Raw genomic sequence first — 21,830 nt, 5'->3', positions numbered from 1 at the left:
AAGATGTCTCCCCGTCAGGCGGCCTTTTGGCCTTATATACTGCCCGGTCGTGCCGGGCTTGGGTTGCGGGGCGCCCGAAGGCACCCCGCGTCAGGTCTGGCTTACTGAATCCAGCCTTTTTCTTTGTAGTACTTCTCGGCACCCGGATGCAGAGGTGCCGACAGGCCGTCTGCGATCATTTCCTCGGGCTTGAGGTTGGCAAATGCCGGGTGCAGCTTTTTGAAGTCGTCGAAGTTTTCGAAGACTGAGCTGACAACCGCATAAACCGCGTCATCCGACACGTCGGCCGACGTCACAAAGGTTGCGCCCACGCCGAAGGTGGTGGTGTCGCCATCCGACCCACGATACATGCCGCCCGGAATGGTCGCGGTGCGGTAGTACGAGTTGCCGTCGATCAGACCGTCGATCGCGTCGCCGGTCACGTTGACCAAAACGGAATCACAGGCTGTGGTCGCTTCCTGGATCGAACCCGACGGGTGACCAACGGTGTAGATCATCGCGTCGATCTGGTTGTCGCACAGAGCCGCCGACTGTTCAGCCGCTTTCAGCTCGGACGCCAGTTCAAAGTCGTCAAGGCTCCAGCCCATCGCTTCCAGAACGACGTCCATGGTGCCGCGCTGACCGGAACCGGGGTTGCCGATATTCACGCGCTTGCCCTTGAGGTCTTCAAAGCTGGCGATGCCGGAGTCGGCACGGGCCACAACGGTGAACGGCTCGGGGTGGACCGAGAACACCGCGCGCAGGCTTTCGAAAGGACCGGCCTCTTCGAATTTCGAGGTGCCGTTATACGCGTGGAACTGCCAGTCGGACTGGGCAACACCGAACTCCAGCTCGCCTTCGCGGATGGTGTTGATGTTGTAGACCGAACCACCGGTCGATTCGACCGAGCAGCGCACGCCGTGTTCCTTGCGGCCTTTGTTGACCAGACGGCAGATCGCACCGCCCGTCGGATAATAAACACCGGTCACGCCACCGGTGCCGATGGTGATGAACTCCTCGGCGTAAGCGGCCGGAGCCATGAGTGCCGCGGTCACAAATGCGCCAAGGCTAAGCTTGCTGCTGTTTTTCATTTTTGAGAACTCCCAAACTCTTATTATGGATGAGAGACTTTTCAGCGGTCCCCCATCTGGGACCTTGCCGGTACGACAAGCCACCCTGTCTTGCAACAGGGTCAAGCATCTGAATTTCCAAAATCTCCCAACTTATTTGACGTTTCATTCAGACACTCTGCTTGTCAACCCCCGCGCCACACTCAACCGCCCCGAGCAGCAAATGTGAGAGAATTTTCAGAACTTTCCCCCCGGATAAGGGAAATCGGGCCAAACCGGGCAAATTGCAGCTATACGAAGTTATGCGCATCCGGTTCCCATTACATGGCCGCAAAGCGTGCAACGCATTCCAATCCTTTCAGACTTGCGCACAATTGGACTAAGATGGTGAAAACCGCGCAGAAAGGCTCCGGACCGTGGACAGGAAATCCCCCAGCCCGCTTTTGATTATTGCGCTGGCTCTCAGCGCGGCTATCGCGGCATGGGGCATTGCCGATCCGCAAGGATTGGGGCGCCTTGCGTCTGCGGCAGTTGCAACGCAATTCAACAGCCGTGGCTGGTTTATCATGCTCGAAGTCAGCGGCCTGCTGTTTGTCGCTATCTATCTCGCCTTTTCGCGCTTTGGCGATATCCGCTTGGGAACCGACACATCCGAACCCGAATTCTCGACCCCCGTCTGGATCGCGATGCTGTTTGCAGCCGGGATGGGGGTCGGCCTGCTGTTTTACGGAACAGCGGAACCCCTGACACACTTTGAGCTTTTGCGAAACTTTCATAACGACGCCGAAGCCGCCAGCTATGCCATGTTCGTGACCTACCTGAACTGGGGCTTCCATGCCTGGGCGATCTACGGAATCGTGGCGTTGGTCATTGCCTACTTCGCCTATCGAAAAGGGCGCGCCTTGCTGCTGAGTGCACCTTTGCGCGCCGCATTGGGAGAGGCCCGTTGGGTCAAAGCGTTAGGCTGGCTTTTCGATTTACTCTCCATCGTCGCCATCGCGGTTGGACTGGCAGGGTCAATGGCGATGGGGGTGTTTCAAATTCAAACCGGAGTGGCCGGTCTGCTGGGCGTCGCGCAGCCGGACACCCTTACCATTCCGGTATTTGGCGCCCTGTGCATTGCCTTCATCATTCCCCTGCGCAAGGACCTTGGCGTCGGCATGGCGCTCTTGTCGAATGCCGCGATGCTGATCGCCGTGGGGATGATGGTCTATCTTTTGATCTTCGGCCCGACCTCATTTCTGATGGACGACATCGTATCGGGGTTTGGCCGCTATCTTTTTGGCGTTCTGCCCGCCGGGTTTTCAACGGCCGGGTTCTTTGAGGAAACCATCGTCGACTGGTTTCATAGCTGGACACTGAACTACATGATCTGGTGGCTCGCCTGGTCCCCATTTGTAGGTATTTTCATCGCCCGTATCTCACGCGGGCGAACGATCCGGGAATTTCTGATCGGTGTCATCGTCACACCCACCCTGTTTTCCATACTATGGTTCGGAATTTTCGGAGGGCTGGGGTTCTTTGACACGCTCCGGCAGGACGGCGCGCTGTCTGCGGTAAACTCTGAAAACCTTGACGCGACCACCTTTGCATTGCTTGAAAAGTTCCCGCTGGACGGCATTACCCGCACAGCCACAGTTCTGGCCGCATTCCTGTTCGTCGTGACAAGCGTAGTCAGCGCAGGCTTTACCCTCGCGATGATTGGCACCGGAGGGGATGAAAACCCCTCGCCCCGCATTCGCACGATTTGGGGCGGAATTCTGGGGACCCTTGGGCTGGCAATGATTTTGGTCGGCGATATCGGCCTTGTGCGCTCGATCATCGCACTCTCCGCCATCGCCTTTGTGTTCATCGTTCCGGTTCTGGTGGTTTGCCTGTTCAAATCCCTCACCAAGGAGGAAAACGCATGACGGGTGGACTGATTGATACGGTGCTGAACCTCAGCGTGTTCGCCTATATTGGCTTTCTGGTTTGGCTCTGCCAGCGCCCTGATCCGTGACTGCTGACCCGCTTGGCTCGTTTCAGAAGGCGACGCTGAACACGGCGCACAAAACGGCTGCTACGCCGAACCCCATGGCAAAGCGGCGGAACAGCTTTGAGCCCGTGATTTCTTTCCACGCCAGTTGAAACGGCTTCAGGTACAGTTCGATAACCGACCCAAACGGGTTCGGTTCGGCGCGCGAAATGCCAAATTCCAGCTTTTCATACCCTTTCGGAACGTAAAGCGTACCGAACAACCAATCCCAAATCGCAAAGATAAAGCCAAAATTCTTGTCAAAGTGCTTTTCATCAATCGAGTGATGGGTTTGGTGCTGCGCCGGACTGATAAAAACATAAGACAGCCAGCGCGGATAGCTTAGCCAGATATGCGAATGCCGCAGGTTGTACCCCAACAGATAAAACCCAAAGAGCACAATATTCAGCCCGCCAATCGTAAGTTGCGCGGGTTCGGACATCGTCAGGTAGGCATAAAACGCAAAAGCGACCTCGGTCAGAACCACCATGAACGTACCGGTAAGGAACAGGTCGACCGGGTGCTGACGATAGACAGTCACGATATTCAGCACCTCGGCTGAGTGGTGAACTGAATGAAAATGCCACAACGGAGCAAATTTATGTTGCACGTAGTGGGTCAGGAAAATCGCAAAATCAATCGCCAGAACCGCCACCAAGGTATATGCCAGTGATGTGAAAACGGACAAGGAGAACAAAGCCTCCTGCCGTGGTCCGAGCACTGAATCAAAGACGTTGCCGAACGCGTTGAACACGATATGCCCCGAGATCATAAAGTGGGCAATGATCCCGGAATAGATGAAAGTGTTTACGATAAAGAAATAATAATCCTGCTTTGACGACGGGTGAAGCCAGACTTTTCGGTCAAAAATATACCCAAACAGACCCTTTTCGATCTCATCAGGTCGGTTGTCACTCTCTCTTCTTTCAAAGAAGAAAAACACCACGGCCGAGATGATAAACGCTGAAACAACATAGAGATAGAACAGGCTTGTCGATGGCAACAACGGTGCCATGAAGTTCTGAATAACTCCGTCTTTGAACAGATCAACAAACACTGCTGGATGTACCTTTTACTTCTTTTCCCAAACAGTGAGCGCTTCAAAGGCCCAAGTCAACGTATCCGTGTTTGGTGACACCAATGGTCTGAACGGCAGCACGTGGCACAGGTCGCACGCGCCTGACTTTTCATTAGACCTGAGACCGCTTCCGGACTAGCACTTGAAGACTTAGTTTATTTTCGGAGCTTTGGCGGATGAGTTATTGGTTGGCTTTGTTGCTTGCGATTTGCGGGAATATTGGCGCGAATTTCGCTTTCAAGAAATTTACTGTTGAAACCGAGATATCTCGCTCATGGTCGTCCATACTGTCCGCCGTATTGCATCCCATGCTCTGGCTTGGGCTGACATTGGGCGTTATGCTTCTATTCAGTTATCTTTATGCTTTGCGCGGCCTTCCCCTACGTACTGCATACACGCTAGCGACAAGCCTCTCGATTGTCGGAATTTCTAGCGTCGGGATGATATTTTTCGGTGAGGCCATCGGGTTGAAAGCAGCACTCGGTATAGCTTTCGTTATTATTGGCGTTGGACTTTTAACCAACGGGTGACGGGCCGGGCTGTTTCGTTTTCTATTCTTTCTTCAAAAGCAACGCATAGCCAAGATCACCGAACTCAATCTTCTCACCGTTTGCAATCGCTTGCCTGGGCATCTTCGAGTAAACTTCTGTAAGATGTCCGGCTTGTTTCAGAGCCAACGCAGAGGGCGCAATAACATCAGGGTAGATCATGACCTGATGACCATTTTCGATAGTGCCCTCCAGCCGACTGAGAATGACTTCGGTTGGCGTATCCTTGGAAAAAATCGTATCGGCCGCACCTACATAGTTCAGATACTTAAATAACGGCCAATCCGCGCCAATGATAACCAGGTCGTTCTCGCCAAGGCGTGTAATGGCAGGTTCGGCCAGTATGCGATTGTAATCCCGTTTTGCGTTGGCAAACACCCCGACACCGGCAAACCAGTTGTGAACCGCAAAGACCGCGACAATCAAGACAAGCACCGATACATGCCCAGACCGTTCCAAAGGCCCGGAAATACGACTTCCCAACAGCAAGAACACAGGCACAAGCGTTGGCAGCCATGCTTCGAACCCTTCGGGATGCAAGCCCAGTACCATTAGCGCCTGCACGGTTAAAAGAGAAATGGCACTTAGTTCAGGGCTGGTCAGCGGGCGTCTTTCCCCCGATTTATGGGCGCGAATGACCGCAAGCAGCAACAAAACCAATGCTGCTGGAATCGTAAGATAGAATAGGCGGTATCCCCAATAGGCCGGGTCCGTGGCGACCAGTTCATGCATGAAGTGGTCCGCAAACTTGCTCTCGATGACATTCCGAGTGGGTGAGAACGCAAACATCCAGTTTGCCGATAGCAGGTTTTGAAAGAACGCCACAACCGAGGCAGAAAGACTTACCATGTCGGGCAGCACGACAACTTTGCCGTCCGTGTCCAGAATTGTGTGCAAAGGATCGCTGGAGCCCCCGGTACGGGCCAAGCTCAGAAACCCAGCTGCCAAAAACAGACCGTAGATTGCACAGTATTGAAAAAGGTCTTTTAAGACCCGCCGGGACAGAAAAAATACCGGGATTGCTATACCTGCCACGATGCCCAAAGGCTGATAGAAAAACGAAGCTACTGCGCCGGCAATCGCTGTAACCCAGATCCGTCTTGATCGCGCAGATGGATTCATTCCCGCGGTCGAAAAAGCCAAGGTAAGCAGAACGATCGTGAACAACATTGCAGAAGGATAAACCTCAAGCTCGGTTGCATATCGCCATGTGCCGTAACTGACCCCAAAAGTAGCGGCAGTCAGCCAAGACGCCGGTGACGCGACCGCGAATTGCCGCGATAACAACCGTTCAAGCAAGATGACCGAAAGAGATGCAAATATCGCGTTGGCTATACTCAGAATTACAAAGGGATCTGGCTCAGCCTGGAAAACCGAGACTATCCGGTAAAGCACCTGCATCGAAGACAGCCACAACAACAGCCGGACCGGTGCTTCGAACAGGTCATGTTGCGAGATAATTTCGGCAAAATAGTACGAGTCGATTGCCGTCGTGTGATACTCAGGTGCAGTCACCAAGTAGGCAACAGTGAGAATGCAAAACACGCAGACTCTCAGCAACGCCTGAAATGACCGGATATGCCGAGCAACAATCATCGGGTGGCGCTGGTTTCTTGGGCGAAATCGACGGCATCAACGTCTTCGACGGCGAAATCCGGCTTTCGCAGAGGCAGCTCTGGGATATTCAGCGTCTTTGCGTGCCCGGCCATTGTCGTGACATCATACTTCTCGCTCAGTTTGGACAAGAAACCCTTCATGCGGCCAAGCTTTTCGGCGGATGATTGGTTCATTCCCGGGAAAAACGCCAACTGCTGCACGTCATCTCCCCCCATGAAATCCAGCGGATGCAATAAAAGCGAAGGGGCCACGCCAGCTCCATCGCAAACTCGCAACGCAGATGCGTAATAGGCCGAGGCCAGACCTTCCGACGCACCTGCGATCCAGTGCAAATAGCTGTAGTGGATCGGTATGCGAGTGAACGGCATTGTCGAAACCGGGATTTCGACCATTCGCTCTCCGTTCAGATCCCACGCATAGGGGTTTAGGGGCCGAAAACAATCTTTCACACCGCCAAAAAGAACTTTTCGCCTTTCCTTTTGATCTGATGACAAACGCGACTTGGCAAAATAGTACGCCCGCGCCAAGGGTCCGACGATCGTGGGAAATGTCGAGCAATCGTAGTCATATCCACGCTGCCGCAACACGTCCAAAACGGTTTCTGACAAACTGTAACCCGGGCCCCGGAACCCCTTGGGTGTTACGCCTGTCGCAGAGTGAATGGCTTCTTCCGCGCGTTCAATTTCCTTGCTGATCTCTTCTGGGGAATAAAGGTGCAACCAAGGCTCATGGTTGAATGAGTGATTGGCGATCTCGTGGCCTGCGTCCGCGATGGATTTCAGGATCGGCTTGTTTTCCTTGATCACGGCATCTTGCCCGACAACGAAAACCGTCATGCTTATGGAAAGTTCCTCAAGCATGTCCAGAAACCGTGGGACGACGACGTCTAAATATCCGGGAAAGTCCTGCCATCCCGGATCACCATGGGTCTTCATGTAGGACCACAGGTTATCGAGATCGAGAGACAGGCTTGCGAGCTTCTTTGTCATGCGGCCGGCCTCGCCTCGGTGGTCGTACGATCCAGATCAAGTTGCGGCATAGCCTCGTCCAAGACGCCCAGAGTCGCATCGACATTCAATGTCCCGTCGATGATCTGCGCAGAGTTCACGAAGTAAAGCCCAGGCACCGTAGTCACCGTTTGCGGAGCGTTCTCGCGGTACCCAATGGTCGGCACGGCCATCACCTCGCGTACTCTGGATATTTTTATGTCCAGAACATCGGTGCTTGCGACGTCCGGGTGCACCTTCCTCAGGGCATCTATAAATTGCAGGGCGATCTTTTCATCGCTTTGGGTCCAATACGGATCATCCTGCGTGACATAGCGCGGTAAATAGACCAAGGTTTTACCGTCAAACGCGCCGGTTCCGGTCAAAGCAGACATTTCAATGATGCCTGTGAACGGCAACGCTTCGTCTGTCAGGTAGGTCAGGTAATAGCCAGCCAGCGGTCGATCAAGCACAACGTACGCGCAGATTATGCCTTGATACACGACCCCATCGAGACGGGCCTTTTCCTTGACACCTAGCTCCTCACACACTGCCAGATTTGCTTTTGTCGGAAGTGTCGAGACAACATTTTCATACACCTGCCTGCCGGACGGGGTTTCGACGCAAACCCCCGCGGTCGTTGAATAAACCCGGCTTACAGGGGTGTTCGTTTGAATCTCAATTCCTCTTGCGACCAACTCATCTCGTAATGCGTTCAGGATACGGGCATAGCCCCCGTTCTTCACAAACCCAAGCTGTTCGACTTTTTGAACACCCTGCCGCGCAAGATACAAACGGCGTATGCTTGACCAAATAAACGCCGCCGATGCCTTTGATGCGTTATCACCCAGCTTTGCCCTCAGAAGTGGCCGCCAGAGCTTTTCATATCCTGTTTTTCCACACCAGCGCGTTAGCCAATCCTGAACGCTGACCCGTTCAAGAGGTTCCCCATCGCTGATCCGCCCGGCCGCCATCAAAAGATACGCAACACGCAGCTTGGTCACCAAACCGATTGATCTGAGGCACAGATAGTCGAGGGCCCCGTTCAGCGGCATCAGCCGCCCCTCACTGAAGAAACCCGTCCGCGTGGACCTCCATTCAACCTCGCCCCCCAACCCGATATCGTCGAGCAGAGCGAGGGTTCGCTTATCAAACGGCAAAATCACATGATAGAACTTGTCGTAGGTGATACCGCCGACTTGCTGAGCCATTGCCAGGCCGCCCAACTCTGGCGCAGCTTCGATCAAGGTCACCCGCTTGCCGGCTCTCTGCAACCGAAGCGCCAGCGCCTGACCCAAAAGCCCTCCGCCAAGGACCGCCCAAGTATCCGCTTGCCCACCACTCATGACACGCTTTCCAACTCGGACGAGACAACCCCGTCTTGATAACTGTATTGCCGACCGCAGTTTGGGCAGGTCGCCCTTCCCTGCCCCTCAAGGCTGCCACGAACCAACACTTGGCCGCATTTGCAAACGGCCCCTTTCAGTCTGGCCTGGTTGCCAAATACCAGATGGAATGCGCCGACGTCTTTGGTGACAACCGACCCCATTCCGATCATTGCGAATTCACCAATCGAAATCCCGCCCGAGATTTTACTGCCCGCTCCAATCGTGGCCCCGTCCCCGACAGAGGTCGGAAGCGTGCTATCCTGCGGACCTGAATCCAAAAGCTCTGTGAGATCAGGGTCCGTGGCTCGCGGAGTAATGTCGTTGGTAAAGATGGTCCCCGCCGAAATCATCACGCCATTCCCGACCTTGACGGCATTCGGAATGTAGACAAACGAGTTTATTTTGACGAAATCGCCGATTTCGACCCCGTACGCGATATAGCTTTTGCCCCCAATAATGCAGTTGCTGCCGATCTTACTGGGGCCACGCAGATGAACATTGTCCCATACAGACGTACCGGCGCCGATTTCCACGCCTTTCTCGACGATCGCCGTTGGGTGAATCCTGGGTGTCACGACACCACACTCTTGGGCATGACCCTGTCGATGGTGGCAACGCCGTCAACATCAACCCATCTGCCGCCTTCCGCAATCGACGTATAACCGGCAGAAATCACGTCCACTGACGCCAGTATGTCCCGCCCGGTTGCAAGGCTTTTGGTCGGCTCACCGCGTACTCCGGCCGCAAAGTCCAGAACCTGATTTGAGAACGCCTGCACTTTACCGTAACCGGTGCCAAAGGTTTCCCATTGTCCGGTCAAAGGACGCCGAATACGAGAGGATTTCCAACCAACCTCAATGACGCCTTCATCGCCATACAGCGCCAAGTAGTCCGAGTTGTCCTTGTGGATGCTCCAAGACGTTTCGACCTGGGCCAGCGCCCCGTTTGCCGTCCTGAGCGACATAAAGACGTGGTCTTCAACGCTGATGTCCTGAAGACTTGGACCCACCATGGCTGAGGCGGCGACAATGCCGCCCGTGAAGAAACGCACGATATCCACGCAATGGGTGCCGTTATCCACTAAAACGCCACCGCCGGATATTTCAGGCTGTGCGTTCCACCGGTCAGTCATGTCCACCACGCCCGTAAAGACGTTCTCGATCAGCTTGAGTTCACCAATCTCTCCTGAAGCCACCATTTCCCGCGCGATCTGGACGTCATCTACATAGCGGAACTTTGACGCCATCGAGATCAGAACGCCTTTCTCACCAGCCGCAGACGCCATTCTGCGCGCACTTACACCGTTGATCGCAAAAGGTTTTTCGCAGAGCACGGGTAAACCCGCCTCAATCAGATCCAAGACAACGGCTTCGTGGGTTGCGGGCGGTGTCGACACGATCACCGCGTCACACAGCCCGGACAACGCCAATTCCCGATGCGACGCAAACGCAGCAGCACCGTGACCATCGGCCATCAATTTTGCTGCATCGAACACCGTGTCTGCCACGGCTGTCAGGCAAACGCCTTGGGCCTGCTCCAGTGCCTCGGCATATGCTTTTGCAATCGCGCCAGCCCCAACAATACCAAATCGTACCATCTGCTTTACTCCGCCACATCCAGACGCGGAACGTCAGAGCAGACAGCGGCGATCTGTTGTGCCAGATAATCGACGTGCTCGTCGGTATAACGCTCATTCCACGGCAGAACGAGGACATCGTTCAGGAAGGAATAGGTTCCCTCAAAACGCTCTGGCGCATAATCAACTGCTTCGGGCCGGGCCAGATTGAAAGGAAAGCCGCTGTCGCCAAATGTTTGTTGGTCGCGGATCACCGCGCACTCAAATGCAGGCTTCTGGATATATCGCGGTGCTGAGTTGATACCAAACCCGCGCAAGGCCTCGGCTACACGAACGGGGCCGCCAATTTCGGGTTGAACGATCAGCGGGTATTTCCAATAGCTGTGAACGGTTTGATCATCCGAGTAAGGCGCCACCAGCATAGGCAGACCAGAAATCGCGTCCGTCAGCTTTTGGGCCATCGCTTTTCTCTGGTGCACACTGTGCCCAAGCTTGGCAAACTGAGCCAGCGCCACCGCGCCTTGCAGTTCTGTCATTCGCCCGTTCAGCGCGACAAAATAGTGATCCGGCTTTGGATCTCCGTAACCCCATGCCTTGTCGATAAACAGTCGCATACGCCGGGCAAGCCCTTCATCATTGGACGTGACTACTCCACCTTCGCCGGTCGTGATGTGTTTACCTTGCTGAAGACTGAAGCAGCCGATGTCGCCAAAAGTCCCGACATGACGGCCATCTATCGTTGCACCATACGCTTGTGCGCAATCTTCAATCACTGGAATCCCATGCTGACGGGCGACGGCGCATATCGCCGGCATGTCAGCGGGATATCCAAAGAGGTGCGTGACGATAATGGCTTTCGTCCGATCGCTGATTGCACGTTCAATCGTTTCCGCCGTCAGGTTTCCCGTGATCGGATCCACATCCGCGAATACAGGTATGGCCGTCTGGTACAGGATCGGGGTTATCGCACCCATATCGGTGATCGCCGACGTGATGATCTCATCGCCGGGATTTGGATCGATGGCAGAAACCGCGGCATGGATCGCACCCGTCCCTGAACTGCAGGCATACCCGAACACGGCCCCGATGGATTGGGCGAATTTGGACTGAAACTCTTTTACAAAGTGACCTTTGGTCGACGTAAGCGTGCCAGAGCGAATTGCGGACGTCAGGGCCGCAATTTCTTCGTCACCCAGCTGGCGACCGCTTGCATCCTGATCTGAAGGAAACTCGGGAACAGATGTACTCGTCATTAATCTCTTTCTCCACGAACTTGAGGACCCGCAGAAACTTCCTGCGGGGGGATACGGTTAAAAAAAATCTTTCCGACTGCGATACTGGACATCAAAGACAGATGGTCGCGAACCACCCGCATCAGCTTCAGCTTAGACTGCCCGTATTTGCGCGTCGTCAAAACAGCCGGCACCTCGTCGATGCGCCACCCGCGACAGTCAAGCAGCGCCAGGACCTCGGCCACTCCGGAAAACCCGTCATGCCTGCGGGGTAAAGAAACAACCGAACTTTTCCGGTACAGGCGAAAACAAGAGGTGTAGGTTGCAAGGTTGTTCCGAAGCAACTGCCGATAGCCCCAAGAGGCACCTTTGGACAGGAACAAACGCCACTCCGGTACACCTTCAACCTGCCCCTGCGGGTGGTAAGGCGATGCGGTTACGATCGACGTGTCTTCTTTCAACAAGGGCAGCATCTTGGAAATAAGCGCAGGATCATAAGAGCAATCACTGTCGATGACCGCTACTGCCTCGTCCGTCGAGGCGGCTATGCCGGTTGCTGTGGCCGCCATGATCCCTAGGTTTTTCTTGTGGCGAAGACAGGTGACATTCGGCTCATGCCCGAACAGGTCGTGCATGACATCCCATGTGTTGTCAGTGCTTCCGTCGTCGACCAAAACGATAGACAGCACCACCTGCGATCCCAGGCTCTTCTGCAGTTTGGCAAGTTTCTCCGCCAGATAGTGCAGCCCTTCTTCCTCGTTGAAACACGGCGCAACCACCGTCAAGGATTGGTGATCAAGGACAGGATCTGCCCCGCTTTGAACACTCGGGTTGGCCGCTTGGGTGGGATCGGAAATGCGCGTCATTGCATCGACCCTGCCGCTGCCAAGTCGACGGCACGCGTCAACGCATGCTTTCTCTGGAGGATATCCAATATCCGCGCAGCGCTGTTTCCCCGGCCAAATGGGTTTTCAACCTCTCCGACCTTCGTCGCCCAATTTGACGGGCAATCGAGCTCCAGCAGTTCTTCTTGCAGACGTTGCGCCGATTGACCAACAAGCCGCGCGACCCCGCAACTCACGGCTTCCGAGCGCTCGGTCTCATCACGCAAGATCAGCAATGGCTTCCCAAGGCTCGGTGCCTCTTCCTGAATGCCGCCTGAATCCGACAGAATTACCCACGATGCTGCCAGCACGTGTAGGAAATCCGGATAAGCCAGCGGATCTAACAGGTGAATCTGATCTGATCCGGACAACTCGGATTTAGCTACATTTTTGACCTGCGGATTGGGGTGGACCGGAAAGACAAGGCTGATGTCCGGTCTCTCTTCGACGTAGCGACGCAAAACCCTGAGGCGGTCGCACATAACAGAGCCAAAGCTTTCTCTTCTATGCGTCGTCAACACTATGAGTCGACGCCCCTTGAGGCTGGATATCAACGACGCGACCGGCTTGGAGGGGCGTCTTTGCCCCATGACGTGCCTGATCGAGTCCACCACCGTATTGCCGGTCAGGAAAACGCCTTGGGACGGCACTTTCTCAGCCAACAGCGCTTTTTTGTTGCTTAGGGTTGGTGCGAAATGAAAGCTGGCTATGCGGGAAATCAGCCTTCGGTTTGCCTCCTCCGGGAACGGAGAATCTATACTGGCAGTCCGCAATCCTGCTTCGACATGACCAACGGGTATCTGCCGTTGCCATGCCGCCAAAGCACTGCCGAACGCGCTTGAGGTGTCGCCCTGAACAAGAACCACATCCGGCTTCTCTTTTTCCAGAACGCCATCAATTCTGCCAACAACCCGAGAAATCACATCATTCAACGACTGAGCATGCTTCATGACTTCGAGGTCGTAGTCGACGGGGATTGCCCATTCCGTGGCCAGAGATCGCACAAGGTCTGTGTGTTGCGACGTCATCACTGTGATCAGTTCAACGTCGTCACGCTCCTCTGCTTCGCGAATGATAGGCAGCATTTTGATTAATTCCGGACGAGTTCCAAAAACCAACATGACTTTCAACGTCGCACGACGTGATTGTCTGCCCACGCGCCTACTCAAAGGCGTTTTGCGAAACGCCCTTAGGTCAGAACTGTTTTCTGAGAGAGTGTTCCCCATAACGCTTATACGGCGTCAATATTTGTGCCCGTTCGAGCGCGCAAAAATCCAAAGTCAAACAAAACTAAACACCCCACTATTCATCATTACCCCGGGCGCGAAATACCGCCCAAGTCACAATACTTTCCGTACCGCTCTGCTATGAATAGTCGCGAGATTTTTTACTCGCAAAAGTTGCCTGCCCCCACATTCAAAGTCCGTTATGGGATGCGGAATTGTCAACCGATTCGTTTCACCCGGCCTAAAAACCCCCTTTTATCCTCAATCTTTTTGGCGCTTTAGCAGAAGAAAATTTGGAGGCACAACGCCAAAATCCACGCTTTTAAACGCGAAACTATCTTTGTTTTTTGGTTGTATTGTTGATCTTTTTATTCCGATGTCCGTCCCGTTGATCTTTCATTGAAACAACTTCCAGCACGCCAAAAAATAACTGTAATTTGACGTCTGTTGAATTGATGATCACCCAATTCGCACGCCTTTAATTTTGACGATCATACGAAAATTTGCGACATATTGGACACCTATTTGAACAATTGCGGCGGGAATTGCCGAGTGAAACATGCAGGTAAATTAAAAACAGGCCACAGCTCAATTTGCCCGGCCTGCGAAAATAGAACCAAATTTGCGTTCGCAAAAAACGGATACTCGATTATGCAATGCGCGGCCTGCGGAAATCGTTCGGTTGCAGGCATGTTTGACCAAGATCATGTCGCTTCTGTTTATGACGATAGCTATTTTTTTGGCGGTGGTGCGGGCTATTCCGATTACCTAAGCGAAGCGCAATTGCTCCGGGATCAAGGCCGTCGGTACGGAAAACTCCTGTCCCACCATTCGAACGCTGGTCGACTTCTCGAAGTTGGCAGTGCCGCGGGTTTTCTTCAAGCCGGGATGGAAGATGTAGGCTGGGCAACGACGGGCCTGGATCCCAATCAGACCATGGTTTCTCACGCGCGGGACACGCTGGGTTTAAACGCTCTGCACGGAAGCCTTGAGGACTGCAAGGGCCTGCAACCCTTTGACGCCGTCAGTTTGATACAGGTCATCGGTCACTTTCACGACCTGCCCGAGGCCATGAAATCGGTTGCCGAATTGACGCGGCCAGGCGGTATTTGCGTGATAGAATATTGGCGTCTGGACAGTTGGATGGCACGGTTACTGGATAAACATTGGCACGAGTATTCGCCGCCAAGTGTCCTGCATTGGTTTTCCCGGTCCGGGCTTGATGCACTGATGCGCCGACATTCCTTTTCGGTGTTAGATAGTGGCAGACCAAAGAAATTTATTTCCGCCGGACATGCCGCGTCGTTGCTGGAGCACGTTCTTGGTAGTAAAATACCTGTTAAGCCGTTGAGAATGCTGCATCCTGACGCGAAAATCCGCTATCCGGCATTTGATCTTGAATGGAGACTATATCGTCGTGCGTAGCGCACGCAAAATCACCGAGAAGACGACCGACTGGACGGGCGTCACCAAACGCATTGGCGGAAGTGGCCCGTGGCATGCTGCAATCTGGGCCTTTGCGATAGGAATAGGCAGACACCTTGACCATCGCGGCTTCAAGAACGCTTCCTTGCCACGCGCCTCAGAACAACGCATTGATTGACCAGCAGAGCCAAGAACAAGGGCAGCCGCTTTGCCCGACAATTTCTCAATACTTCGAAACGGGAATTGTGGTGCCCAAGGAGAGACTCGAACTCTCACGCCCGTGAAGGCGGGGGATTTTGAATCCCCTGCGTCTACCATTCCGCCACTTGGGCCACGATCACTGGATTATCGCCCATGAACCGGAAGGTCCAGAGGCAAAAAACACCCCAGCGCCAGATTGTTTTCGTTCGGCAGGTTGACGATGCATCTGGCCCATGGTTTGGCTTAAACATCATATCAACAGGATTTTAGCACCTAATGTTGCGATCGCTTTATGACTGGACCATTCGTCTGGCCGAACATCCGCATGCGCTGTGGGCCCTGGCCGTGGTTGCCTTTATCGAAAGTTCGTTTTTTCCGATTCCCCCCGACGTCCTGATGATCCCGATGATCATTGCCCGCCCATCGCGCGCGTGGCTGATCGCGACCGTTGCCTTGGTCGCCTCGGTATTGGGCGGATTGCTGGGTTATGCCATTGGTGCGTTTTTCTATGAAAGTATTGGCCAGCCCATTCTTGAATCCATGGGCAAGGCGCACGCGATGGAGGAATTCAACACGCGTTTCAACGACTTCGGGTTCTGGGCCGTTCTGGGCGCAGGAGTGACGCCGTTTCCTTACAAGGTCATTACGATCATGTCCGGATGGACCGGCATGCCCTTGGGCACGTTCATCGCGACATCGATTCTGGCCCGCGCCCTGCGCTTTTTCGTGGTGGCAGGCCTGCTGTGGGGGTTTGGAGAACCCATTCGCGCCTTTATCGAAAAGCGCCTTGGCCTCATGTTCACGCTGTTTATCATCCTTCTGTTTGGCGGCTTTCTTGCGGTGAAATACTTATGACGCGTCGAAACCTGTATGTCCTCATTGCGGCCGGAGGGTCCGCAGCGCTTTTGCTTGGTGCCTGGGGGTTTCAGTACTTGGGCGGCCTGCCACCCTGCAAGATGTGCATCTGGCAGAGATACCCGCACGGGGCGGCCGTTTTGATCGGCGCAATGGCGCTGGCTCTGCCCCGAAATACGTTGCTTCCGGTGTTGGGCGCACTTGCTGCGATGACAACCGCCGCCATTGGTGTGTTTCACGCAGGTGTCGAGCAGAAATGGTGGGAGGGCCCGTCAAGCTGCAGTTCAGGAGACATCGGAGGTTTGTCCACACAAGAGCTGATGGACCAGATCATGTCGGCGCCCTTGGTACGTTGCGACGATATCCCGTGGGAGTTTCTGGGCCTGTCCATGGCCGGTTGGAATGCGGCTATCTCGGCAGCGCTGGTTATGATCTGGCTCGCAGCGTGGCGCGCCAGCCGTTAGAATTCGTCCAGTTCTGCATCCCAATACAGAAAATCAATCCAACTATCATGAAGATGGTTTGGCGGAAATTTCCGGCCGATATTGCGTAGCGCCTCGGCGTCCGGTTGACGCGGGGGCTTGCGCAATGCCATCCCAGCCTGACGCAATGATTTTGACCCCTTCTTCAAATTGCAGGGGCTGCACGCCGCCACGACATTCTGCCAGCTCGTCACGCCCCCTGCCGCTCGGGGGACGACATGGTCAAACGTCAGGTCTCCGCGTCCGCCACAGTATTGGCACCGGAACTCATCCCTCAAGAATAAATTAAAGCGCGTGAAGGCCACGCGCTTTCTGGGTTTTACATAATCTTTGAGGACAACGACCGAGGGTATTCGGATCTCGGTACTGGGGCTTCGCACGACCTCGTCATATTCGGCGACGATGTCCACCCTGTCCAGCCAGGCCGCCTTGATCGCTTCCTGCCAGGGCCACAAAGACAGTGGATAATAGGACAAGGGGCGGTAATCGGCGTTCAAAACCAATGCCGGATGATGCTTTAGCGCACCGGGTTCCCTGACAAATTCGGTTCTGAAGTCTCCATCCATATCAGAATCGCTCCTCGCTCTGCTCTGCCCGTTTTGACATCAGAGCGGGGAACACCCGCCCCGGCCTTAACTCAACTATATATCGTGTTAAAACTCTGACAAGCCCTGAGTTTCCACAATATCTCGGGTATTGGGTAAGATGCCTAAGTAACAGGCACGTGACAGTTATCCACAGGTTGCGTTGCCTGTGTTGCTCGGGCTATGGCGTGACTTATGTCCTGGTTCATCCGCTTCAACAAACCGTTCGACGTGTTGCCGCAATTCACCGATCGCGCCAATGCGGATTTGCCGCGCCGCACCTTGTCGGACTTCATTGATCTGCCCGGTGTTTATCCCGCCGGACGATTGGATCGCGATAGTGAAGGGTTGATGCTGCTGACCGACAATGGCCGGTTGCAGGCGCAGATATCCGACCCACAGCACAAGATGCCCAAAACCTATTGGGTTCAGGTGGAAGGTCTGCCCGATACGGCCGCGCTGAAGGCGCTGAGGGACGGGGTCGAACTGAAAGACGGCGTGACCCGCCCTGCCAAGGCACGTCTGATGGATGAACCCGTCGGGCTGTGGTCGCGCACCCCTCCGATACGGGTGCGACAGACCGTGCCTGATTGCTGGATTGAACTGACCCTGCGCGAGGGCAAGAACCGGCAGGTCCGTCGGATGACCGCGGCGGTTGGCCATCCGACCCTTCGACTGATCCGCGCACGCATCGGGGATTGGACGCTTGAGGGACTGGAACCGGGCCAATGGGACAGCCTGCCTGCACCCGCGATCAATGCCGCGCCCAAGCGCAAACGGGACCGCCGCCCGCGCCGGTGACAAAAACCGCGTTTTGTGATAGGCTTACGCCATGAAAGTCACACCAGATATACCAACCGCACAAGGTGTTCTGGAGGCCGCTCTTTACGTCGATGATCTGGATTCGGCAGAACGGTTCTATGGCGAAATTCTGGGGCTGGAGAAAATCCAACGCGTCACCGACCGCCACGTTTTCTACCGCCTGGGCGCATCGGTTTTGCTGATTTTCAACGCGGATGAAACCGAGAAACCTCCTATGAACCCAGACCTACCTGTTCCACCTCATGGTGCACGCGGGCCCGGACATGTCTGCCTGTCCATGCAACGGGCGCAGATACAGGTGATGCGCAAACATCTGCTGGACTGGAACGTGCCCATCGAGGCCGAGTTCGACTGGCCGAATGGCGCGCACTCACTCTATGTGCGCGACCCGGCTGGAAACTCGGTGGAATTCGCCGAGCCTCACCTTTGGGGTTAGGTTCAGCGAAGAGGCTGCTTTTCGCCCCCAACGATGCGGCAGATATCGCTGGACGTCACCCCTGCTTCGCCCAACGCCGCCCGGAAGGTGGCCATATGCGGAGCGGCGAAATGCGCCTCGAGCGCAACTTGGCTTTCCCATTCCTCATACACACGGAACCGGTTGGTGTGGCCCAAAACCTGACTGAACTCATAGGTGATACAGCCTGCTTCCTTGACTGTTTCTGCAACCATTTCCAAAGCCGCTTTCGCAGCATGTTCAATGCCTTCCGGCGCAACTTCTACCGTTCCTGTGACAACCAGCATTCTTAGCCCTTTCTCAATTCAAACCGTTTGGAAATTCGATCAACCAGAATGCCGTCCCTGAGGGGCACACCATAAGCGACTGAATAATCCTGAAACCCCATCTTTTCGTAATAGCTTAACCCTTGCCGGTTATCGGCCCGTATCGTCGCATTGATTGCCTGCAAGCCCAATGCCACGGCGTGCTTCGACGTCTCGGCAAACAAAGCACGCCCCGCGCCCTTCAGCGGCGGCTCTCGGCGCGTGAATGTGGCGATGTCGGCGCACCTATCCGGCAAGGCATCGTGCGTGCCCAGCCATTGAAACCCGGCGACTTCGCCCTTTTCATCAAGCGCGACATGGCAACAGATCTTGTCCAGCCCATCCAGGTAGCTTTGCGCGAACAAAACCTCGGAATACGGGATTTCATGCGCGGTCGTGCCGCCGATCTCTATGATCTGGTTGAGGATATGGCAGGCAACTGCCACGTCCTCTCGCATCATTGGACGGACCGCGATCATGGGGTCAGAGGCTCAGCTTATCGCGCATGAAGGCCAGTGCGACACTAAGGCCGTCCGGCGCGATACCGTGACCGGTGCCTTTCATGACATGAGCATAGACCTCTTTGAAATCGGCAGCTTGCAACGCCTCGGCCGCCTCGGGCAGCGATTGCGGCGGAACCACGTCGTCGGCGTCACCATGCACCAGCAGGATCGGCATTCGACTGACGGTTTCATCGGGCAGCAGGTCCGGCTCCAGCAACCGGCCCGAGAAGGCTACGATGCCGGCCACCGGGTCTTCGCGGCGGGGGGCGACATACAGGCTCATCATCGTGCCTTGCGAAAATCCAAACAGAACCACCTGTTCGGGCAGAACGTCCTCGTCCACCATCAGCGCATCGAGGAATGCGTTGAAATCCTCAACGGCCATCGCCATACCGCGCTGCGCCTCTTCCTCGGACGATCCGTCGATCCACGGGATCGGAAACCACTGATAACCATTTGGCATTCCCGGAATTTGTTCCGGTGCATCAGGCGCCACAAACAGCGTGTCCGGCAGGTGTTCGCCCAGAACATCCGCGATCCCCAGCAGGTCTGCGCCATTGGCCCCATAGCCATGCACAAACACCACGACCGAGCGCGTATCGCCCGAAACCGGCTCTTTTCGGAGCGCATTCAATACTCGAGTCATCTGATCCCTTCTCGTTCCTTTGCCACCCGGTAATAGGCCCACAGCACCCGCGCCGCAACCGACCGCCAGGGCGACCATGCCTCGGCCATCTGTCGCAATTCCTTGTCGGTCGGGCGTTTGGGCAGGTCATAGAGGATACGCGCGGCCTCTTGCAGGGCCAGATCACCCGGTGCGATGACATCTGCCCGGCCCAGCGAGAACATGGCATAGATCTCGGCCGTCCAGACGCCAATGCCCGGAACCTCGGTCAGAGTGGTGACGACTTCTGCATCAGGTTTGTCGCGTAATGCCTTGTAATCAATACGTGCCTCGGCCAGCGCGCGGGCATAGCGGATTTTCTGGCGGCTCAAGCCAACGGCGCGCAGATCGTCATCGGTGGCCCACATGATCTTGCGCGGGCCGGTCAGTTTAGCGTCCTTCAACCGCGTCCAGATCGCATTGGCCGAGGCGACGCTGACTTGCTGGCTGACGATCGCACTTAACAGTTGCGCGAACCCATCGGGCCTTCGGCGCAGAGGCAGCGGCCCGACCTGATCCATCGCATAAGCCATCCGAGGGCACGTGTCCGCCAACCAGACGGCCCCTTCGCTTACACAGTCATTGGTTTCGATGATACGTCCGACGGACATGCGCGCTCCGGGGCAGTGTAATCACGAGCACGTTAGGCTGCTTTGCCGCATATGCAACCCGCTTGTACGCCATGCTTTTCGCAGATACGCATAGACGCATGACAATGACCGCCTCTTCCCCAAATGATAGCTTGGCCAAGCGCAACGTCGCTGTACTGGTCGCGGCGCAAGCCATGCTGGGCGCACAGTTACCGATAATCTTTATCGTCGGTGGGTTGGCGGGACAGTCTTTGGCCACCAATGCGTGTTTGGCAACACTTCCGATTTCTCTCATCGTGCTGGGCTCGATGCTGGCGGCCACGCCAATTTCCGCCATCATGCAACGCTGGGGACGGCGCATTGGATTTTTGGTGGGCGCAACCGCAGGCGCGTTAGGCGGTTTGGTTGGTGCATACGGGTTGTATCTGGGCTCATTCCCGATCTTCCTGTTGGGAAGCCTTCTGACCGGTATCTACATGAGTGCGCACGGGTTCTATCGCTTTGCTGCCGCAGACACGGCATCGGATGCATTTCGTCCCAAGGCGATTTCGTATGTGATGGCCGGTGGTCTGGCCGCAGCAATCATTGGACCTCAGATCGTCAAGCTCACCTCGACGGCATATGTCATCCCTTTTCTCGGCACGTATCTGGCCGTAATCGTCTTAAACATACTCGGGTCGGGTCTGTTCTTCTTTCTGGAAACCCCGTCCCCTACTACAGCCGAGAAAGACACGGCCAAAGGTCGAACCCGGCTCGAGATGCTAAAGACGCCGCGCATCGCCGTGGCCGTTATCTGCGCCATGGTGTCCTACGCGCTGATGAACCTTGTCATGACCTCGACCCCGCTGGCCGTAGTCGGATGCGGATACTCGGCAAATGATGCGGCGGATGTGGTGACCGGCCACGTGCTGGCCATGTATATCCCCAGCTTTTTCACAGGCCAGTTGATCGCACGTTTCGGGGTTGAAAAGATCGTTGCCCTTGGCCTCGCCATTTTGGGCGGTGCGGGGCTCGTGGCGTTGCAAGGTGTTGAACTTGAAAACTTCTTCATCGCCCTGATCCTGCTGGGTGTCGGCTGGAATTTCGGCTTTATCGGAGCAACCACGATGCTGGCCGCCTCACACGATGTGAATGAACGCGGTCGGATGCAGGGTCTCAACGACCTGCTGGTGTTCGGCGGCGTGACGTTGGCCTCTTTGTCCTCGGGTGGGTTGATGAACTGCTCGGGTGGCTCCCCGGTTGAGGGCTGGACTGCCGTGAACCTCGCCATGGTTCCGCTGCTGACTTTGGCCGGCGGTGCGCTGCTGTGGCTGGTCCTGCGCCCCAGTGAACCGGAAACGGTCTGAC

General features: G+C 55.3%; 23 protein-coding genes and 1 tRNA gene. 8 read left to right on the top strand and 16 right to left on the bottom strand.

Features of this window, described 5'->3' with window-relative positions:
* Positions 1 to 101: 101 nt before the first annotated feature.
* Complete coding sequence (locus ACR0MS_RS06170; RefSeq protein ID WP_480570644.1) at positions 102 to 1,070, bottom strand: TAXI family TRAP transporter solute-binding subunit; 969 nt, start codon at positions 1,068 to 1,070, stop codon at positions 102 to 104.
* 395 nt (positions 1,071 to 1,465) lie between these two features.
* Here ACR0MS_RS06170 and ACR0MS_RS06165 point away from each other — a divergent pair, with 395 nt between their 5' ends.
* Positions 1,466 to 2,959, top strand: a complete 1,494-nt coding sequence (locus ACR0MS_RS06165) for a BCCT family transporter (RefSeq protein ID WP_480570641.1) — start codon at positions 1,466 to 1,468, stop codon at positions 2,957 to 2,959.
* Between the two features lie 111 nt (positions 2,960 to 3,070).
* On the opposite strand, the gene ACR0MS_RS06160 is transcribed toward ACR0MS_RS06165, so the two are convergent.
* Positions 3,071 to 4,120 carry a sterol desaturase family protein gene (locus tag ACR0MS_RS06160; protein ID WP_480570639.1) on the bottom strand — a complete coding sequence of 350 codons (1,050 nt, stop codon included), beginning with the start codon at positions 4,118 to 4,120 and terminating at the stop codon, positions 3,071 to 3,073.
* Between the two features lie 197 nt (positions 4,121 to 4,317).
* On the opposite strand from ACR0MS_RS06160, the gene ACR0MS_RS06155 reads away from it, so the two are divergent.
* A complete protein-coding gene (locus ACR0MS_RS06155; protein ID WP_480570636.1) occupies positions 4,318 to 4,671 on the top strand; it encodes a DMT family transporter in 354 nt (117 codons plus the stop codon).
* 21 nt (positions 4,672 to 4,692) lie between these two features.
* Here ACR0MS_RS06155 and ACR0MS_RS06150 read toward each other — a convergent pair whose 3' ends face one another.
* The 8 genes from ACR0MS_RS06150 to wecB form a co-directional block, all read right to left on the bottom strand.
* Entirely contained in the window at positions 4,693 to 6,090 is a 1,398-nt protein-coding gene (locus ACR0MS_RS06150) for a hypothetical protein (protein WP_480570633.1), read from the bottom strand.
* Positions 6,091 to 6,281: 191 nt separating this feature from the next.
* Positions 6,282 to 7,295 carry a polysaccharide deacetylase family protein gene (locus ACR0MS_RS06145; protein WP_480570630.1) on the bottom strand — a complete coding sequence of 338 codons (1,014 nt, stop codon included), beginning with the start codon at positions 7,293 to 7,295 and terminating at the stop codon, positions 6,282 to 6,284.
* Positions 7,292 to 8,638, bottom strand: coding sequence for an FAD-dependent oxidoreductase (locus tag ACR0MS_RS06140; RefSeq protein ID WP_480570628.1), 1,347 nt, complete (start codon positions 8,636 to 8,638; stop codon positions 7,292 to 7,294). Before ACR0MS_RS06140 ends, ACR0MS_RS06145 begins: the two co-directional genes overlap by 4 nt.
* Positions 8,635 to 9,255, bottom strand: coding sequence for an acyltransferase (locus ACR0MS_RS06135; protein WP_480570626.1), 621 nt, complete (start codon positions 9,253 to 9,255; stop codon positions 8,635 to 8,637). The genes ACR0MS_RS06140 and ACR0MS_RS06135 overlap by 4 nt, the downstream gene beginning before the upstream one ends.
* On the bottom strand, positions 9,252 to 10,277 hold the full coding sequence (locus ACR0MS_RS06130; RefSeq protein WP_480570624.1) for a Gfo/Idh/MocA family protein: 1,026 nt from the start codon (positions 10,275 to 10,277) through the stop codon (positions 9,252 to 9,254). The genes ACR0MS_RS06135 and ACR0MS_RS06130 overlap by 4 nt, the downstream gene beginning before the upstream one ends.
* Positions 10,278 to 10,282: 5 nt before the next feature.
* Complete coding sequence (locus ACR0MS_RS06125; protein WP_480570622.1) at positions 10,283 to 11,509, bottom strand: DegT/DnrJ/EryC1/StrS family aminotransferase; 1,227 nt, start codon at positions 11,507 to 11,509, stop codon at positions 10,283 to 10,285.
* On the bottom strand, positions 11,509 to 12,354 hold the full coding sequence (locus ACR0MS_RS06120) for a glycosyltransferase family 2 protein (RefSeq protein WP_480570620.1): 846 nt from the start codon (positions 12,352 to 12,354) through the stop codon (positions 11,509 to 11,511). Before ACR0MS_RS06120 ends, ACR0MS_RS06125 begins: the two co-directional genes overlap by 1 nt.
* On the bottom strand, positions 12,351 to 13,493 hold the full coding sequence (wecB, locus tag ACR0MS_RS06115) for a non-hydrolyzing UDP-N-acetylglucosamine 2-epimerase (RefSeq protein ID WP_480570893.1): 1,143 nt from the start codon (positions 13,491 to 13,493) through the stop codon (positions 12,351 to 12,353). Before wecB ends, ACR0MS_RS06120 begins: the two co-directional genes overlap by 4 nt.
* Before the next feature lie 657 nt (positions 13,494 to 14,150).
* Here wecB and ACR0MS_RS06110 point away from each other — a divergent pair.
* Positions 14,151 to 15,023, top strand: coding sequence for a class I SAM-dependent methyltransferase (locus ACR0MS_RS06110; RefSeq protein WP_480570617.1), 873 nt, complete (start codon positions 14,151 to 14,153; stop codon positions 15,021 to 15,023).
* 246 nt (positions 15,024 to 15,269) lie between these two features.
* Here the strand turns inward: ACR0MS_RS06110 and ACR0MS_RS06105 are convergent.
* A tRNA-Leu gene (locus tag ACR0MS_RS06105) sits at positions 15,270 to 15,355 on the bottom strand.
* A 145-nt stretch (positions 15,356 to 15,500) separates the two neighbouring features.
* On the opposite strand from ACR0MS_RS06105, the gene ACR0MS_RS06100 reads away from it, so the two are divergent.
* Positions 15,501 to 16,079 (top strand): YqaA family protein, encoded by a 579-nt coding sequence (locus tag ACR0MS_RS06100; protein ID WP_480570615.1) that lies wholly within the window; start codon positions 15,501 to 15,503, stop codon positions 16,077 to 16,079.
* Entirely contained in the window at positions 16,076 to 16,543 is a 468-nt protein-coding gene (locus ACR0MS_RS06095) for a disulfide bond formation protein B (protein ID WP_480570612.1), read from the top strand. Before ACR0MS_RS06100 ends, ACR0MS_RS06095 begins: the two co-directional genes overlap by 4 nt.
* Here the strand turns inward: ACR0MS_RS06095 and ACR0MS_RS06090 are convergent.
* Complete coding sequence (locus tag ACR0MS_RS06090) at positions 16,540 to 17,127, bottom strand: HNH endonuclease (RefSeq protein WP_480570610.1); 588 nt, start codon at positions 17,125 to 17,127, stop codon at positions 16,540 to 16,542. The two genes, ACR0MS_RS06095 and ACR0MS_RS06090, sit on opposite strands and share 4 nt — an antisense overlap.
* Positions 17,128 to 17,340: 213 nt before the next feature.
* On the opposite strand from ACR0MS_RS06090, the gene ACR0MS_RS06085 reads away from it, so the two are divergent.
* Both ACR0MS_RS06085 and ACR0MS_RS06080 read left to right on the top strand, forming a co-directional pair.
* On the top strand, positions 17,341 to 17,946 hold the full coding sequence (locus ACR0MS_RS06085; protein WP_480570607.1) for a pseudouridine synthase: 606 nt from the start codon (positions 17,341 to 17,343) through the stop codon (positions 17,944 to 17,946).
* A gap of 31 nt (positions 17,947 to 17,977) precedes the next feature.
* Entirely contained in the window at positions 17,978 to 18,403 is a 426-nt protein-coding gene (locus ACR0MS_RS06080) for a VOC family protein (RefSeq protein ID WP_480570604.1), read from the top strand.
* 2 nt (positions 18,404 to 18,405) lie between these two features.
* On the opposite strand, the gene ACR0MS_RS06075 is transcribed toward ACR0MS_RS06080, so the two are convergent.
* The 4 genes from ACR0MS_RS06075 to ACR0MS_RS06060 are packed head-to-tail and all read right to left on the bottom strand — an operon-like array spanning position 18,406 to position 20,504.
* Positions 18,406 to 18,708 (bottom strand): putative quinol monooxygenase, encoded by a 303-nt coding sequence (locus ACR0MS_RS06075; RefSeq protein ID WP_480570601.1) that lies wholly within the window; start codon positions 18,706 to 18,708, stop codon positions 18,406 to 18,408.
* 2 nt (positions 18,709 to 18,710) lie between these two features.
* Positions 18,711 to 19,205 (bottom strand): N-acetyltransferase family protein, encoded by a 495-nt coding sequence (locus tag ACR0MS_RS06070; RefSeq protein ID WP_480578888.1) that lies wholly within the window; start codon positions 19,203 to 19,205, stop codon positions 18,711 to 18,713.
* 4 nt (positions 19,206 to 19,209) lie between these two features.
* Positions 19,210 to 19,875, bottom strand: a complete 666-nt coding sequence (locus ACR0MS_RS06065) for an alpha/beta hydrolase (protein ID WP_480570595.1) — start codon at positions 19,873 to 19,875, stop codon at positions 19,210 to 19,212.
* Entirely contained in the window at positions 19,872 to 20,504 is a 633-nt protein-coding gene (locus tag ACR0MS_RS06060) for a DNA-3-methyladenine glycosylase family protein (protein WP_480570592.1), read from the bottom strand. The genes ACR0MS_RS06065 and ACR0MS_RS06060 overlap by 4 nt, the downstream gene beginning before the upstream one ends.
* 98 nt (positions 20,505 to 20,602) lie before the next feature.
* Between ACR0MS_RS06060 and ACR0MS_RS06055 the strand changes: the two genes are divergently transcribed.
* Positions 20,603 to 21,829: an MFS transporter gene (locus ACR0MS_RS06055; RefSeq protein WP_480570589.1), complete on the top strand. Its 1,227-nt coding sequence runs from the start codon at positions 20,603 to 20,605 to the stop codon at positions 21,827 to 21,829.
* Position 21,830 lies beyond the last annotated feature (1 nt).

The organism is Ruegeria sp. CJ2 (genome assembly GCF_056536745.1).
Note: the sequence above shows the minus strand (reverse complement) of the source record. Positions and strands in the feature narration are given on the sequence as shown.

Excerpts from the sequence above, each read along its gene's own strand:
- ACR0MS_RS06065 (WP_480570595.1), bottom strand. The coding sequence starts at position 19,875 with ATGACTCGAGTATTGAATGCGCTCCGAAAAGAGCCGGTTTCGGGCGAT.
- ACR0MS_RS06060 (WP_480570592.1), bottom strand. The coding sequence starts at position 20,504 with ATGTCCGTCGGACGTATCATCGAAACCAATGACTGTGTAAGCGAAGGG.
- ACR0MS_RS06055 (WP_480570589.1), top strand. The coding sequence starts at position 20,603 with ATGACAATGACCGCCTCTTCCCCAAATGATAGCTTGGCCAAGCGCAAC.
- ACR0MS_RS06085 (WP_480570607.1), top strand. The coding sequence starts at position 17,341 with ATGTCCTGGTTCATCCGCTTCAACAAACCGTTCGACGTGTTGCCGCAA.
- ACR0MS_RS06150 (WP_480570633.1), bottom strand. The coding sequence starts at position 6,090 with ATGCAGGTGCTTTACCGGATAGTCTCGGTTTTCCAGGCTGAGCCAGAT.
- ACR0MS_RS06130 (WP_480570624.1), bottom strand. The coding sequence starts at position 10,277 with ATGGTACGATTTGGTATTGTTGGGGCTGGCGCGATTGCAAAAGCATAT.
- ACR0MS_RS06140 (WP_480570628.1), bottom strand. The coding sequence starts at position 8,638 with ATGAGTGGTGGGCAAGCGGATACTTGGGCGGTCCTTGGCGGAGGGCTT.
- ACR0MS_RS06145 (WP_480570630.1), bottom strand. The coding sequence starts at position 7,295 with ATGACAAAGAAGCTCGCAAGCCTGTCTCTCGATCTCGATAACCTGTGG.
- ACR0MS_RS06155 (WP_480570636.1), top strand. The coding sequence starts at position 4,318 with ATGAGTTATTGGTTGGCTTTGTTGCTTGCGATTTGCGGGAATATTGGC.
- ACR0MS_RS06120 (WP_480570620.1), bottom strand. The coding sequence starts at position 12,354 with ATGACGCGCATTTCCGATCCCACCCAAGCGGCCAACCCGAGTGTTCAA.
- ACR0MS_RS06075 (WP_480570601.1), bottom strand. The coding sequence starts at position 18,708 with ATGCTGGTTGTCACAGGAACGGTAGAAGTTGCGCCGGAAGGCATTGAA.
- wecB (WP_480570893.1), bottom strand. The coding sequence starts at position 13,493 with ATGTTGGTTTTTGGAACTCGTCCGGAATTAATCAAAATGCTGCCTATC.
- ACR0MS_RS06090 (WP_480570610.1), bottom strand. The coding sequence starts at position 17,127 with ATGGATGGAGACTTCAGAACCGAATTTGTCAGGGAACCCGGTGCGCTA.
- ACR0MS_RS06125 (WP_480570622.1), bottom strand. The coding sequence starts at position 11,509 with ATGACGAGTACATCTGTTCCCGAGTTTCCTTCAGATCAGGATGCAAGC.
- ACR0MS_RS06080 (WP_480570604.1), top strand. The coding sequence starts at position 17,978 with ATGAAAGTCACACCAGATATACCAACCGCACAAGGTGTTCTGGAGGCC.
- ACR0MS_RS06070 (WP_480578888.1), bottom strand. The coding sequence starts at position 19,205 with ATGATCGCGGTCCGTCCAATGATGCGAGAGGACGTGGCAGTTGCCTGC.
- ACR0MS_RS06170 (WP_480570644.1), bottom strand. The coding sequence starts at position 1,070 with ATGAAAAACAGCAGCAAGCTTAGCCTTGGCGCATTTGTGACCGCGGCA.
- ACR0MS_RS06095 (WP_480570612.1), top strand. The coding sequence starts at position 16,076 with ATGACGCGTCGAAACCTGTATGTCCTCATTGCGGCCGGAGGGTCCGCA.
- ACR0MS_RS06100 (WP_480570615.1), top strand. The coding sequence starts at position 15,501 with ATGTTGCGATCGCTTTATGACTGGACCATTCGTCTGGCCGAACATCCG.